This window comes from Streptomyces sp. NPDC090741, from assembly GCF_044769045.1.
Taxonomy (GTDB): domain Bacteria; phylum Actinomycetota; class Actinomycetes; order Streptomycetales; family Streptomycetaceae; genus Streptomyces.
The window spans coordinates 285,967-300,011 of record NZ_JBIVXF010000004.1 but is presented as its reverse complement, the minus strand read 5'-3'; the positions used below and the strand labels follow the sequence as shown (position 1 = coordinate 300,011).

11 protein-coding genes are annotated in these 14,045 nt (G+C 72.3%); 5 read left to right on the top strand and 6 right to left on the bottom strand.

What is annotated here, in order from left to right:
- The first annotated feature begins 116 nt into the window (after window positions 1-116).
- Window positions 117-605, top strand: a complete 489-nt coding sequence (locus tag ACIQU4_RS13485) for a hypothetical protein (RefSeq protein WP_403728996.1) — start codon at window positions 117-119, stop codon at window positions 603-605.
- On the opposite strand, the gene ACIQU4_RS13480 is transcribed toward ACIQU4_RS13485, so the two are convergent.
- Genes ACIQU4_RS13480 through ACIQU4_RS13470 form a run of 3 tightly spaced genes read right to left on the bottom strand, consistent with a single transcriptional unit; the run spans window position 602 to window position 2,989 of the window.
- Window positions 602-1,381 (bottom strand): enoyl-CoA hydratase/isomerase family protein, encoded by a 780-nt coding sequence (locus ACIQU4_RS13480; protein WP_403728993.1) that lies wholly within the window; start codon window positions 1,379-1,381, stop codon window positions 602-604. The two genes, ACIQU4_RS13485 and ACIQU4_RS13480, sit on opposite strands and share 4 nt — an antisense overlap.
- On the bottom strand, window positions 1,378-1,833 hold the full coding sequence (locus tag ACIQU4_RS13475; RefSeq protein WP_403728990.1) for a Zn-ribbon domain-containing OB-fold protein: 456 nt from the start codon (window positions 1,831-1,833) through the stop codon (window positions 1,378-1,380). The genes ACIQU4_RS13480 and ACIQU4_RS13475 overlap by 4 nt, the downstream gene beginning before the upstream one ends.
- A 4-nt stretch (window positions 1,834-1,837) precedes the next feature.
- The gene (locus ACIQU4_RS13470; protein ID WP_403728987.1) at window positions 1,838-2,989 is read right to left on the bottom strand and encodes a lipid-transfer protein; all 1,152 of its coding nucleotides are present in this window, start codon (window positions 2,987-2,989) and stop codon (window positions 1,838-1,840) included.
- Window positions 2,990-3,075: 86 nt separating this feature from the next.
- Here ACIQU4_RS13470 and ACIQU4_RS13465 point away from each other — a divergent pair, with 86 nt between their 5' ends.
- The gene (locus tag ACIQU4_RS13465; RefSeq protein ID WP_403728984.1) at window positions 3,076-4,689 is read left to right on the top strand and encodes a FadD3 family acyl-CoA ligase; all 1,614 of its coding nucleotides are present in this window, start codon (window positions 3,076-3,078) and stop codon (window positions 4,687-4,689) included.
- A gap of 218 nt (window positions 4,690-4,907) precedes the next feature.
- Window positions 4,908-7,649 carry an OmpL47-type beta-barrel domain-containing protein gene (locus ACIQU4_RS13460; protein ID WP_403728981.1) on the top strand — a complete coding sequence of 914 codons (2,742 nt, stop codon included), beginning with the start codon at window positions 4,908-4,910 and terminating at the stop codon, window positions 7,647-7,649.
- 52 nt (window positions 7,650-7,701) lie between these two features.
- Here the strand turns inward: ACIQU4_RS13460 and ACIQU4_RS13455 are convergent, their stop codons facing one another.
- On the bottom strand, window positions 7,702-8,430 hold the full coding sequence (locus ACIQU4_RS13455) for a class I SAM-dependent methyltransferase (RefSeq protein ID WP_403728978.1): 729 nt from the start codon (window positions 8,428-8,430) through the stop codon (window positions 7,702-7,704).
- 47 nt (window positions 8,431-8,477) lie between these two features.
- Between ACIQU4_RS13455 and ACIQU4_RS13450 the strand changes: the two genes are divergently transcribed.
- A complete protein-coding gene (locus tag ACIQU4_RS13450) occupies window positions 8,478-8,981 on the top strand; it encodes a helix-turn-helix domain-containing protein (protein ID WP_403729615.1) in 504 nt (167 codons plus the stop codon).
- A gap of 145 nt (window positions 8,982-9,126) precedes the next feature.
- Here the strand turns inward: ACIQU4_RS13450 and ACIQU4_RS13445 are convergent, their stop codons facing one another.
- Window positions 9,127-9,357, bottom strand: a complete 231-nt coding sequence (locus tag ACIQU4_RS13445; protein ID WP_403728975.1) for a hypothetical protein — start codon at window positions 9,355-9,357, stop codon at window positions 9,127-9,129.
- Between the two features lie 195 nt (window positions 9,358-9,552).
- Complete coding sequence (locus tag ACIQU4_RS13440; protein ID WP_403728972.1) at window positions 9,553-12,669, bottom strand: BTAD domain-containing putative transcriptional regulator; 3,117 nt, start codon at window positions 12,667-12,669, stop codon at window positions 9,553-9,555.
- Window positions 12,670-12,801: 132 nt separating this feature from the next.
- On the opposite strand from ACIQU4_RS13440, the gene ACIQU4_RS13435 reads away from it, so the two are divergent.
- On the top strand, window positions 12,802-14,022 hold the full coding sequence (locus ACIQU4_RS13435) for an amidohydrolase family protein (RefSeq protein WP_403728969.1): 1,221 nt from the start codon (window positions 12,802-12,804) through the stop codon (window positions 14,020-14,022).
- The last annotated feature ends 23 nt before the right edge of the window (window positions 14,023-14,045 follow it).

Below are 14,045 nucleotides of genomic sequence, written 5' to 3'. Positions count from 1 at the left end.
GAACCGGACATGGTGCGCCTCCCCGTTGGCCGGGTTTGATCATATGCATGGCAACTGTGAGCCCGACAAGCGGTGATAGCGTGGCCCGCCGTTGTCCACGGGAGGGGTTTCGAGCCATGGTGGCTGGACGTCGGATCAGGTTCACCGCGGTGCTGGTCGCCGTCGTGTTCGCGCTCACCGGATTTTCGTCCAGCGGGCACGGCCATGGACACGGCTCGAAGAGCAGCGGCAGCGGCAGCGGCGGAGGCTGCTCCAGCTCGAAGAAGCGGAGCAGCTACAACAGCAACAACAGCACCAACAACAGCAACGGCAGCGGGAAGTCGACCCCCTCGCCGAGCAAGAGCGCCGGCCCGCCCGCACACGCCCAGGTCGTCACCTGCGCCGGCCCCGGCAGCCCGAAGGCCGTCCTCAAGGTGACCTCGGACGTCGACACCACGCGCCTCATCGACGTCCCCGTCGTCTTCCAGGGCGCGTCCGGCGTCGTGGAGCGCACCTCCGTCCGGGTCTCGCTCAAGCCCCGCGAAACCCAGACGGTCACCGCGGCGGTGGTCCAGAAGGACAAGGCGGCCGAGGTCACCAGCTGCGTCCTCGGCACGGTCAACTAGCGCACCCGCGGCTCCGGCGCCGCCGCCCGGCGCCCCGTGAACAGGTCCGCCTGCCGCTCCGGCGGCAGGTTCCCCAGCGAGATCAGCGCCGGAGCCTGCGCCAGCGCCTGCGCCAGCGCGGCCTGCTTCGCCGACCACAGGGCCCGTACGGTGCCCTGTACGGCCTCCGTCGGATAGCCGGCCAGCGTCCGCGCCGCCCGCAGCGCCGCCGGGAGCAGCTCCCCGGGCTCGGCCAGCTCCGAGACCAGACCGATCTCGTACGCCCGCCGCGCGGAGAGCCGTTCCGCCGTCCCCATCAGGGACATCCGGGCGGCCTCCCCGAACGGCATCCGCTGCGCCATGTAGACGGCCTCGTACGCGCTGACCATCCCGTACGTCGTGTGCGGGTCGAAGTACGTCGCGGCCGAGGAGGAGACGATGAACTCCGATTCGCCCAGCAGGTAGAAGGCCCCGCCGCACGCCATGCCGTTGACGGCGGCGACCACCGGCTTCCACAGGTCGCTCGCCTTCGGGCCGATGGCCACCAGCGGGTCGTCCACCGAGTACGGGGAGGACGGCTGCGGGACCTCCACCCCGCGGTCGATGCCCGTGCAGAAGGCCGCCCGCCCGGCGCCGGTCAGCACCACCGCCCGTACGTCGTCCTCGTGCCGGAACTCCCGCCACACCGCGGTTAGTTCGGCGGCCGTCGCCAGGTCGATCGCGTTGTGCCTGCGCTCCCGGTCCAGGGTGACGACCGCGACCCCGCTCGCCTTGTCCCGCTCCACCCGCAGCGTCACGGCTTCTCCAGGACCCAGCGCGGTACGGTCATCCCGTGGACGTGCGTGAACGCCACCTGGACGCGGGCGCCGATGCGCAGCCGGGCCGGGTCCACCGAGTTCAGCGGGGCGTCGGCCGAGGTGACCAGGTTCCCGGCGAGGCGGATGTGCGGGGCGTCGGCGAGCTCCACGAGGATCACGTTGTACGGAGCCTGCGCGGCGTACGCGGGCAGCAGTGGCGGGTGCGGCAGGACGTACGACCAGATCCGGCCCCGGCCGCTCATGGGCCGCCACTCGGAGTCGAACGACTGGCAGTGCGGGCAGCACGGGCGGGGCGGGAAGCGGAGCCGGCCGCAGGCGGTGCAGGCCTGGACGCGGAGTTCGCCCCGGGCCGCGTACTCCCAGAAGGGGGCGCCGTCCTCGTCGGGGACGGGCAGGAGCAGCTCGTCCGCGGAAGCGGAGGTGGTGGTCATGGGGTCAGCTCCTCAGCAGGATCGCGGACGTCGGGACACCCTCGCCCGCCGTCACCAGGCAGGTCGCGGCGTCCGGCACCTGGGCGGTGGAGATCCCCCGGAGCTGCTTGACGCCCTCGTTGATCAGGTTGAAGCCGTGCACGTAGGCCTCGGACAGGCCGCCGCCCCCGGTGTTGATGGGGAGCCGGCCGCCCATCTCCAGGGCCCCGCCCTCGGTGAACGCGGCGCCCTCGCCGCGCCCGCAGAAGCCGTAGCCCTCCAGGGACAGCGGGATGAGAGGGGTGAAGGCGTCGTAGATCTGGGCCACGTCCACGTCCTGCGGCCCGAAGTCGGCCTGCTTCCACAGGTGCCGGGCGGCGGTCCAGGCGGGCCCGGACAGCGGGTCGTCGTTCCAGTAGTTGACCATGCCGTGGTGCTGGGCCGGCAGGCCCTGGGCGACGGAGTGGACGTACACGGGCTTCCGGCGGCAGTCGCGGGCCCGCTCGGCGGAGACGATCACGCAGGCCAGCGCCCCGTCCGTCTCCAGGCAGTTGTCGAAGAGGCAGAGCGGGTCGCTGATGACCCGCGAGGTCATGTACATCTCGCGGGTCAGCGGGCGCTCGTACATCATCGCGGCCGGGTTCTCGTTGGCCCGGTTGCGGCAGGCCATCGCGACGTTGAAGAGGTGGTCGCGGGTGGCCCCGTACTCGTGCATGTAGCGCCGGGCCAGCATCCCGATCTCGTCGGCGGGGCGCAGCAGTCCGAAGGGGCGGGTCCACTGGCCGGGGGTGGGCAGCTGGACCGCGGTGTTCTTCCAGGGGCGCGGGCCGGAGCCGCGTTTGCGCGAGCGCCAGGCGACGCCCACGCTCGCCTGCCCGGTGGCGACGGCGGCCGCGAGGTGGCCGACGGTGGCGCAGGAACCGCCGCCGCCGTAGCCGATCTTGGAGAAGAAGGTGATGTCGCCGGCGCCGATGGCCTTGGCGACCTCGACCTCGTCGGTCTCCTCCATCGTGTACGAGGAGAAGGCGTCGACCTCGCAGGGCGCTATTCCGGCGTCCGCGAGCGCCGCGAGGATGGCGCGGCAGGCCAATTCCTTCTCGGACTCGGGGAGTCGTTTGGCAAAGGCGGTCTGGCCGATCCCGACTATCGCCGTAGCGTCCTTGAGTGTTGCCGCCATCGCCACCTCCGGAGCTGCACCAGTACTGACAGCCGCGAAGGCTACAGCTAATCTGACGGATAGTCAGCTATCGGGAGGGGTGTGCGATGACCGAAGACGCGCGGGGGGATCTGCGCTGGGGCAGCATCGCGGGACTGGTGCGCGCGGCGGCCGCACGGTACGCCGACCGCGAGGCCGTCGTCGACGGGCGCGCGCGCATCAGCTACGCGCAGCTCGGCGAGCGCGTGGAGCGGGCCGCGGCCGCCGCGATCGGCGCCGGGGTCGAGCCGGGGGACCGCGTCGCCGTATGGGCCCCCAACACCCTGGAGTGGATCGTCTCCGCGCTCGGAGCGGTCTCGGCGGGCGCCGTCCTCGTTCCCCTCAACACCCGTTTCAAAGGCACCGAAGCCGCGTACGTCCTGCGGCGCAGCCGGGCCAGGCTCCTGTTCGTCACCGGCACCTTCCTCGGCACCTCGTACGTCGCCTCCCTGCGCCGCGCCGCCGCCGAAGGGGAGGGCCACGGGCCGCTGCCCGGGCTCCCGCACCTCGAACAGGTCGTCGTGCTCGCCGAGGACGCCCCGGACGATTTCCGCACCTGGAAGGAGTTCCTGGCCGGCGGGGACGGGGTCGGCGCCGAGACCGTGCGCGAGCGCGCCGAGTCGATCCGCCCCGACGCCCCCTCCGACATCATCTTCACCTCGGGCACCACGGGCAGCCCCAAGGGCGCCGTCATCACCCACGCCCAGTCGCTGCGCTGCTACGACGTGTGGAGCGAGCTCGCCGGCCTGCGCGAGGGCGACCGCTACCTGATCGTGAACCCCTTCTTCCACACCTTCGGCTACAAGGCCGGCATCATCGCCTGCCTGATGCGCGGCGCCACGATGGTCCCGCAGCCCGTCTTCAACGTGGACACCGTCCTCGCCAACATCGCCGCCGAGCGGATCTCCGTACTCCCCGGCCCGCCCACCCTCCACCAGTCCCTCCTCGACCACCCGCAGCGCGACCACCACGACCTGTCGGCGCTGCGCCTGGTGGTCACCGGCGCCGCCGTCGTCCCGCTCCAGCTCGTGGAGCGGCTCCGCGGCGAGCTGCACATATCCACCGTGCTCACCGCGTACGGGCTCTCCGAGGCCAGCGGCATCGTCACGATGTGCCGCCGCGGCGACCCGGCCGAGGTCATCGCCTCGACCTCGGGACGGGCCATCCCGGACACCGAGGTGAGGGTCGCCGACCAGCACGGGCAGGCCTCGCCCGCCGGCACCGCGGGGGAGGTGTGGGTCCGCGGCCACCACGTCATGCAGGGCTACTTCGAGGACCCGGCCGAGACCGCCGAGGCCGTCACCCCCGAAGGCTGGCTGCGCACCGGCGACGTCGGGGTCCTCGACGCCGAGGGCAACCTGCGCATCACCGACCGGATCAAGGACATGTTCATCGTCGGCGGGTTCAACGCCTACCCGGCCGAGATAGAGCAACTCCTCGGCCTGCACCCGGACATCGCCGACATCGCCGTCGTCGGCGTCCCCGACCCGCGCCTCGGCGAGGTCGGCAAGGCGTACGCGGTGCGCCGCCCGGGCGCCACCCTCACCGCCGACGACCTGATCGCCTGGTCCCGCCGGGAGATGGCCAACTACAAGGTCCCGCGCGAGGTCGAGTTCGTCACCGAACTCCCGCGCAACGCGAGCGGAAAGGTCCTGAAACGGGAACTCCGCGCCCCGAAGTAGGCCGTACGGGGGAAAGCGTCGGCAATTCCTGCCGCAGACCGGAGTCCCATGGCAGGTCCATCCGATAGGTAGCCGGTCGTGATCATCGGCTACCGCAGGACAACGACCGACCGCTGCCGACCCGCCGGCGGGACCGTACCCCCGACATGGGATGAAGGGGGGAGCCCGTGTCGACGAGACGGATCCTCCGAATGAACCGACGCATGATGGAACGCAGGATGCGCGCTGCGCGCGGCTGGTCGCGTGCGCTCCTGCTCGCACTCACCGTGACCCTCACCGCGGCTGCACCGGCCGCCGCCGCAGCGCCCGCCGAACCGCGGCCCAGCGCACCGGCCCCGGCCGGCGTCCCCTCGCCTTCGGGGGGCGAGGGGACGCTGTCGCGGGCCGAGCCGAAGCAGCGCGTGGACGTGAGCGCGTTGCCCCGCCCCAAGCGCACCGCCGAGCCCCAGGTGCGGCCCTACCTCGCGCCTCCCAAGCGGCGGGCGCCCGTGGGACCGATGCGGCAGCCGAGTCTGCCGGTCACCACCGGGCTGTTGACCGCGAAGGGCGCGACGACACCGAAGGCGGCGCCATCCTCGGCCGTGGTGGAGCGGCTGAAGACCTTCCCCACGCTCGGGAACGGCGACAACGACGTCGCGTCCCAAACCGCTCCCTCCGACACCAATCTCGCGGTCGGACCGACGTACATCGTCCAGTTCGTCAACCGCGCCGGCCAGATCTACGACAAGGCCGGCAACGCGGTGGGACCCCCGTTCGACCTGGGCACCTTCTTCGGGTTCGCGGCGGACACGGGCGGTGACCCGCGAGTGCACTACGACGCGGGATCCGGCCGGTTCTTCGCCTCGTACGAGGGGCTCCTGGCCGGCGGAGACGAGAACGACGTCGCGGTCAGCGACACCTCCGACCCCCGAGGACACTGGACCGTCTACAACATCGGCAGCAACACCTCCAACGTGCTGCAGGACCGGCCGCTGCTCGGCTACACCAACGACAAGGTCACGCTGGGCTGGAACAACTTCGACCGCAACCAGCCCGAGCCGCTTCCGTTCCTGGGCGCGGTGAACGTCGTTGTCAACAAAGCGGACCTGCTGGCCGGTGGCACGATCAACTTCACGACGTTCGCGCAGGACACCACCCTGGACGACGCCGTACCGGCCACCTCGCTGTCGGCGATCAACGACCAGCTCTCGATGAAGCACGACGGCACCAACGTGATGGTGACCACGATCACCGGCGTGCCCGGCGTCGGTGCGGTCAACCGCACCGTGAACACCATCGCCATCGGAGCCGCCGACCCGCCGCCGGCAGCGGCCCAGCCGCCCGGTGGGGATGCCACGATCGAGACCAACGACGACCGGATGCTGTCGGTCGCCTGGCAGAACAACCGTCTGTGGGGCGTCTTCAACGTCGGCTGCACCCCCATCGGAGACACCGCGGTCCACGCCTGCCAGCGCTTCATCCAGATCGCGACCGGCGGGACCCAGAGCCTGTCGACCAACCTCAACCTCGGCCTCGTGGGCGGAGACATCTACTACGGCTCGCTGACCCTGAACGACGAGGACGACCTGTTCGCGGGATTCACCGCCTCCTCGTCCACCCTCTTCGCAGGCGGGGTCGCGATCGGAGTGCCGGGCGGCAACTTCCCGTCCACCACATTCGGCGACTTCTACGCCGCGGGCACGCAGGCCTACACGTGCGCCTGCAGTGGCGCCCCCCGCTGGGGCGACTACTCGGGCACCGCACGCGACCCGAGCAACCCCAAGGACGTCTGGACGGTCCAGCAGATCGGAGCCACCGGCAACACCGGGATCTTCGGCGGCGACTGGGGCACCGCGATGGACCGCGTCACGCTGTCCCCGCCGACCGTCACGAGCGTCACCCCGAACCACGCGCCGGAACTGGCGCAGTGCGTGAACACCGTGACCGTGCGCGGCACGGAGTTCCCGACGAGCGGCACCACCGTCGCGTTCGGTTCGGTGGCCGCCACGAACGTGAACGTCACCGGGCCGGAGGAGCTGACCGCGCAGGTGCCCCCGCAGGCACGCGGCACGGTGGACGTCACCGTGACCACGCCCAACGGCACCAGCCCGGTCACCGCCGCCGACCGCTTCACGTACGACCCGGACACCTCCGCGCCGACCGTCTCCGCGAGCACCTCACCGGCACCGAACGGGGCCGGATGGAACACCACCAGCCCGGCCACCGTCAACATCGGCGCCGCTGACGGGTCCTGCGGCTCCGGTATCCAGAAGATCACCTACAGCGCGAGCGGCGCCCAGCCCATCGCATCCACCGTCGTGTCCGGAGCGAATGCGGCCGTTCCGATCACGGTGAACGGCGTCACCACCGTGACGTACACCGCCACCGACAACGCGGGCAACACGTCCGCGCCGCAGACGATCACCGTGCGGCTCGACACGGTGGCGCCGACGATCACCATCGTCCGTCCGGCGGCCGGCACGTACCTGTACCGGCAGTCCGTCACCGCGTCCTACTCGTGCACGGACGCCACCTCCGGGCCGGCGAGCTGCGTCGGTACGGTGCCGGTCGGCAGCCCGATCGACACCTCCACCCTCGGCTCGCACACGTTCACGGTGAACGCCAAGGACGTCGCCACGAACCCGGCCACGAAGAGCGTCAGCTACACCGTTGCGTACCGGATCTGCCTGCTCTACGACCCGGCCCGGCCGGTCCGCCTGCTCGGCCAGGTCGTGATCTCCCTGCGGATCTGCGACGCGAACGGCAACAACCTCTCCAGCTCCGGCATCACCGTGACGGCCACCCGGATCACCGGCCCCGTCACGAGGACCGTCGGAACCCGGATGCTCTACACCCCACTGGCCTCCGGATACAGCCTCCCCGTCAGCACGAATGGCCTGCCCAACGGCAACTACAACCTCGAATTCACCATCAGCGGAGCGGACACCACGACCCACGTGGCGCCCTTCACCCTGCGCTGACCCGCGGTACCCGTCGGCCCGGCCCCCACAGCGGGGGCCGGGCCGATGCGCGTCAGTCCGGCTTGCGGGCCAGGAGGAGGCGCCAGCGGGGGGTGCCGTCCGTGCGGCGGCCGAAGTGGTCCAGGGGGGCGGTCTCCACCGTGAAGCCGGCCGCGCGCAGGTCGGCGCTGACGCCGCCCAGCGGGAAGGTCCGGTAGTACATGACGAACGGCGGCCGCCACACGGCGTTGCGCACCCGCATCGCGGCGTCGAAGCCCGTCACCGCCCACCACGCGGGGGAGGTCGGCGGGATCGGCGCCCCGATCGGGAACGCGAAGAGGCCGCCCGGGCGCAGCGCGGTGTGGACGCCGGAGAAGAGGGCGGGCCGCTCGGCCGGCAGGAAGTGCCCGAAGGCCCCGAAGCTGACGGCCAGGTCGTACGAGTGCGCCAGCTCGGGCGGCAGCGCCCGCGCGTCGGCCCGTACGAGGTCGACGCGCTCGTCGGGATGGGCCCGCGCGGCCCCGGCCAGCATGCCCTCGCTCAGGTCCACCCCGGTCACCCGGCCCCGGCACAGCCGCCGCAGCATCCCGAGCCCGGCGCCGGTCCCGCAGCACACGTCGAGCCCGGCCCCGAAGGACCCCTCCCGCTGGGCGAGCGTCTCCTCGACGGCGTCGAGCATGCGGTCGGGGGTGCGGAACGGGGTCTGGTCGAACTTGGGCGAGAGCAGGTCGTACCCGCGCTCGACGGACGAGAGGGCCTGGACGGCGAGCTCGCGGACGGTGGGTCCCTGTGAGGTGAACACGGGCCCAGCCTAGTGAGACGGCCGGCAGCGGCGCTCCGGAGAAGACCCTGCGGATCACCGAGGCGCTGAGCGCGCCCGGCGGCCCGCACCGGCTCGCGGAGGCGGCCGCGGCCTCCGGCGTGCCCAAGTCCAGCACCTGCCGGATCCTGGCCTCGCTCGTCGAGCAGGGGTACGCCGTCACCGACGGGGAGGGCAGCTACGGCATCGGCCTGCGGCTGCGCTCGGTCGCCGCCGGAGTCTGCACCGAGCGGCCCGAGGGCATCGCCGAGCTGCTGGAGTTCCTGCACAAGGGCACCGGCCAGGCCGTCCACCCGGCGCTGCGGCACGGCACGGCCCTCACGTACATCCGGAAGATCGAGAGCGGCCGGCCCTTCCGGGGCCCCGCCCGCATCGGCATGCGGGCCGCCCTGCACTCCACCGCCATCGGCCCCATGCCCCCTGCCCGGACGCGGGCATGCGACGGCGGCCGCGGTGGCTCCCCCTCCGGGCCACCGCGGCCGCCGTCCTTGTTGTGCTCCCCCGTTGGTCGTGCTCCCCTGGGTCCCCCGTGACCCCAGCGGGCCGTGCTCCCCCGTCGACCACGGCGGGTTCCCCCGAATCCCCCCGTGGCCCCCCCGTGCTCCCCCGTTGCCACCGGTCCCCCGAATCCCCCGTGGAACCGGCCCCCCCGTCCCCCGTTATCCCCCGTGGGACGTCTTACGGACGCGGACCGGACGCGTGGTTGTCCATCGCCACGATGTCCTCGCCCGAAGTCGGCTTCTTCTCCTGCGGCTTGATCTCGATTCCGGAGGCGTGGTTGTCCATCGGCGTGATGTCGACGCCCGGTGCAAGACTGTCGTCGAGCGGCTTGATCTCGATGCCGGACGCGTGATTGTCCATCGGCCTCATGTCGCCGTCGTTCGGCAGGATGTTCTCGTTCGTCGTCATCGGTTCTCCTGATGGATGGGTCGGGCCCGTTCGGCGATTCCCCCGCGGACCGCCGAACGGGTGGTCCTCCAGCCGACTCTCGCGCCCCCCGACGCGGTGAGTCGATGTACCTATCGTGACGGGCGGCGATAAACGAACGATGAATGCCTCGTTCATCCGCCGATCAGCGGGTGATCGGCGGGATATGGGCGCAGCTCAGGCCGCTATCTCCGCGGCCAACAGGGCTTGCACCTCGACCAGTTCCGCCGACTTCAGCTGCTTGAACACGACCTCCGCGTCCCGCCAGCACACCCGCGCCCGGTCCCGCTGCCCCAGCCTGCGCAGCGCCTTGCCCAGCACCGTCAGCACCGTCGCCCGCCGCCACTCCCCGCCGATCCCGCGCAGCGCGATGGCCTGCTCGGCGTGCGCGGCGGCCAGCGTGGGCCGGTGCGCGGCCAGATGGGCCACGGCGAGCCGGAAGTGCGTCACGCCCTCCCACAGCGGCTGCCGGTTGTCGTGGAACAGCGAGAGCGCCTCGGTGAGCTGCTCCTGCGCCTCGCCGAGCCGGCCGGCCTCGGTGAGGGCGATGCCCAGCGCGTAGCGGCCGTTGGCCAGGCGCAGCGTCAGGCCCATCCGGTCGTATATGGCGATGCCCTGCTCGGCGAGGTCGATGGCGCTGGTCAGCCGGCCCAGTTCGACGTGGATCCGCGAGAGGTTGCACAGCGCGCTGGCCTCGCCGATGTGGTTGCCGTCGGCGCGGAAGTTCTCGATGGCCTCCAGCAGGTACCGCTCGCCGTCGGCGTGCCGGCCCTGGTAGAGGGCGATGATCCCGCGGTCGTTGGGCGCCCAGCAGCTGGGCAGCGGGTCGCCGGCCTCGCGGGCGAGGTCCATGGCCTGGCGGGCCTCCTCGTCGGCCTCGCCGAAGCGGCCCGCGACCAGGTGGACGTTGGTGAGGGTGGTCCGGGCCCGGCCCTCCGCGTGCGGGTCCTTCGCGGCGTGCGCGGCGTCGCGCAGGGCCACGGCGGCGGACTCGTACTGCTTGGAGTTGGCACCCGACTCGGCGAGGTCCTTGGCCGCCCACAGCAGGTCGACGGCCCGGCGCAGTACGTCCGCCTGCCCGGTCGTGCGTACGGAGGCCTGCCGGACGCACGCCAGCAGCGGGTCCGCCTCGGCGTACAGCCAGTCCAGGGCGGCGCGCGGCTCGGCGAAGCGCAGCCCGGGGTAGTGGGTGGCGGACAGGTGGGCGGGGAGCCGGTCGCCGGGGCGCTCCACCGCGTACACCGCGGAGGCGGTGGCGAGGTAGAAGTCCAGCAGCCGGTCCAGGGCGGCGTCCCGCCCGGTCGGCGGCTGCTCGTCGCGTTCGGCGCAGGCGCGCGCGTAGAGGCGTACGAGGTCGTGGAAGCGGTAGCGGCCGGGCGCGGCCGATTCGAGGAGGGAGCAGTCCACTAAGGCTTCGAGGAGGTCCTCGGTGTCGTACTCGGGCAGGTCGAGTACGGCGGCCGCGGCGGCCAGTGAGATGTCGGGCCCGTCGGCGAGGCCGAGGAGGCGGAACGCCCGCTGCTGCTCGGGCTCCAGCTGCCCGTAGCCGAGCTCGAAGGTGGCTTTGACGGCGAGGTCGCCGGCCTGGAGCTCGTCGAGGCGGCGGCGCTCGTCGGCCAGCTTCGCGGCGAGTACGGACACGGTCCAGGTGCGGCGGGCGGCCAGCCGGGAGGCGGCGATGCGGATGGCGAGCGGCAGGAACCCGCAGGCACCGACCACGTCGAGGGCGGCCTGGCGTTCGGCGCCGACGCGCTCCGCGCCCACGATCCGGGTGAACAGCTGGAGGGCCTCCTCGGGGCTCATCACGTCGAGGTCGACGAGATGGGCACCGGCGAGGCCCGCCATGCGGACCCGGCTGGTGACGAGCGCCGCGCAGCCGGCGGTGCCCGGCAGCAGCGGGCGGACCTGGGCGGCGTCGCGGGCGTTGTCGAGCAGGACCAGGACGCGGCGGCCGTCGAGCGTGGAGCGGTACAGGGCGGCCCGTTCGGCGGCGGAGTCCGGGATGGCCGTGTCGGGGGTGCCCAGCGCCCGCAGGAAGGAGCCGAGGACGGCGACGGGCTCGGCCGGCCGCGGCTCGGTGCCCTGGAGGTCGGCGTAGAGCTGGCCGTCGGGGAAGTGCGGGCGGGCGGCGTGCGCGACGTGCACGGCGAGGGTGGTCTTGCCGACGCCGCCGATGCCGGCGAGCGCGGAGACGGCCATGACCTGGCCACCGGCGTCGGACAGGATCTCGCCGAGCTCGCTGACGAAGGTGGCTCGGCCGGTGAAGTCGGCGACGGTGGCGGGCAATTGGGCGGGCCTTACGAGTGCGGGCGCGGCGGCCGGGGCCGGGTCCTCGGCGCAGGCGAGTTCGGCGTCCGCGCGCAGGATGCGCTGCTGGAGCGCGGAGAGTTCGGGGCGGGGGTCGACGCCGAGTTCGTCGGCGAGGAGCCGGCGGGTGTCGGCGTACACGGCGAGTGCCTCGGCCTGCCGGCCGCTGCGGTACAGGGCGAGCATGAGGAGCTCGCGCAGCCGTTCGCGCAGCGGGTGGGCGGCGGTGAGGGCGGTGAGCTCGGAGACGGCCTCGGCGTGGTGACCGACCTCCAGGTCGAGGTCGAGGCGGGTCTCCAGCAGCTGGAGGCGCCATTCGGCGAGCCGGGTCCGCTCGGTCTCGGCGTGCGGGCCGGGGACCCCGGCGAGCGGTTCGCCGTCCCACAGGTCGAGGGCGCGGCCGAGCAGCGTACGGGCGAGGATGCGGTCGCCGGCGCCGCGCGCCTGGTCGGCGTCGGCGGCGAGGCCGCGGGCGACGCCGAGGTCGAGGGCGTCGGCGGGGGTGTGGATGGCGTAGCCGCCGGACTCGGTGACGAGCATGCCGGGCGCGAGGACCTTGCGCAGGCGGGAGGCGTACGTACGGATCGTGGCGAGGGCCTGCTGCGGGGGGTCCTCGCCCCAGATGGCGTCGATCAGTTCGGGCGCGGTGGCGGTGCGGCCGCCGCGCAGCAGGAGCGCGGCGAGCAGGGCGCGCTGCTGGGGGGTGCCGGAGGGCAGGGTCTCGCCGCCGCGCCAGGCGCGGATGGGGCCGAGGACGGCGAAGCGGCAGGGGCCGGGTGCGGCGGTGGCGTCGGCGGCGGCCGGGGAGTCGGTGACGGGCGTGCCGGCCGGGGCGCCCGGGGCATGCGTGCCGGCCCGGGCGTCCGGGGCGCGAGTGGTCGTGAAGTCAGGCCGAACCCCGGTCGTGGCGTCCGGCGCGGCAGCGGAGTGGCGCCGGGCTGCCTCGGGGTGGTTCCGCTGGTGCGGGATGGCCGGTATGCCGTCCATCTGTCGTCCCCCCTGCCTTCCGTCGGTGTAAGGGCCAGTCTGCCCTGTCTTGCGCTTACCCGTCAGCCCGTGTCGGACCGATCACTTCCCAACTAGCTGACGGTTCGTCAGATCGGCGCTACCGTAGTCCGCATGGAGACCTTCCCGAAGATCATCTCGGTGGACGACCACACGGTTGAGCCTCCCCACGTCTGGCGGGACCGGCTCCCGTCCAAATACCAGGACACCGGCCCCCGGATCGTCCGCGCGCCCCTGAAGGAAATGACCTTCCTCGGCGGGAAGTTCGCTCCCGTCATGGGAGCCAAGGGCGACGACGGTCCGATCGGCGACTGGTGGGTGTACGAGGACCTGCACCGACCCCTCACCCGCCTCGACACCGCCGTCGGCTACGACCGCGACGAGATCAAGCTCGAAGTCATCACGTACGAGCAGATGCGCCCGGGCTCCTTCTCGGTTCCCGAACGCCTCGCGGACATGGACGTCAATCACGTCCAGTCGGCCCTCTGCTTCCCGACCTTCCCCCGCTTCTGCGGCCAGACCTTCACGGAGGCCAAGGACCGCGAGCTCGGGCTGCTCGGCGTACGGGCCTACAACGACTGGATGGTGGAGGAGTGGTGCGGCCCGGACGCCCGCGGCCGCCTGATCCCGCTCACCCTGATCCCCCTCTGGGACGCCCGGCTGGCCGCCGCCGAGGTGCGCCGCAACGCGGAGCGCGGCGTGCGCGCGGTCGCCTTCTCGGAGATACCGCCGCACTTGGGCCTCCCGTCCGTCCACACGGACGAGTGGGACCCCTTCCTCCAGGCGTGCGACGAGACCGGCACGGTCATCGCGATGCACATCGGCTCCTCCTCGCGCATGCCGTCCACCTCGGCGGACGCGCCGCCCGCGGTCGGCTCCACCATCACCTTCGCCAACTGCTGCTTCTCTATGGTCGACTGGCTGATGAGCGGCAAGTTCGAGCGCTTCCCGAACCTCAAGATCATGTACGCGGAGGGCCAGATCGGCTGGATCCCGTACATCCTGGAGCGCGCGAACGTGGTGTGGGAGGAGAACCGCGCCTGGGGCGGGGTCGCGGACAAGGTGCACCGCCCACCGTCGGAGCTCTTCGCGGAGCACGTCTTCGGCTGCTTCTTCGACGACCCCTTCGGTCTGAAGAACCTGGACTCGATCGGCGTCGCGAACGTCCTCTACGAGACCGACTACCCGCACTCGGACTCGACGTGGCCGAAGTCCCGGGAGGTGGGAGAAGCCCAGATGTCCCACCTGGACCCCGCCGTGGTGGACCGCATCGTCCGCGGCAACGCGATCGACCTGCTGGGCCTGACGCCGGAAGGGCTGTGGCCGGGAGCCTAGGGGGTGTCCCGGGGTCCCCTTGC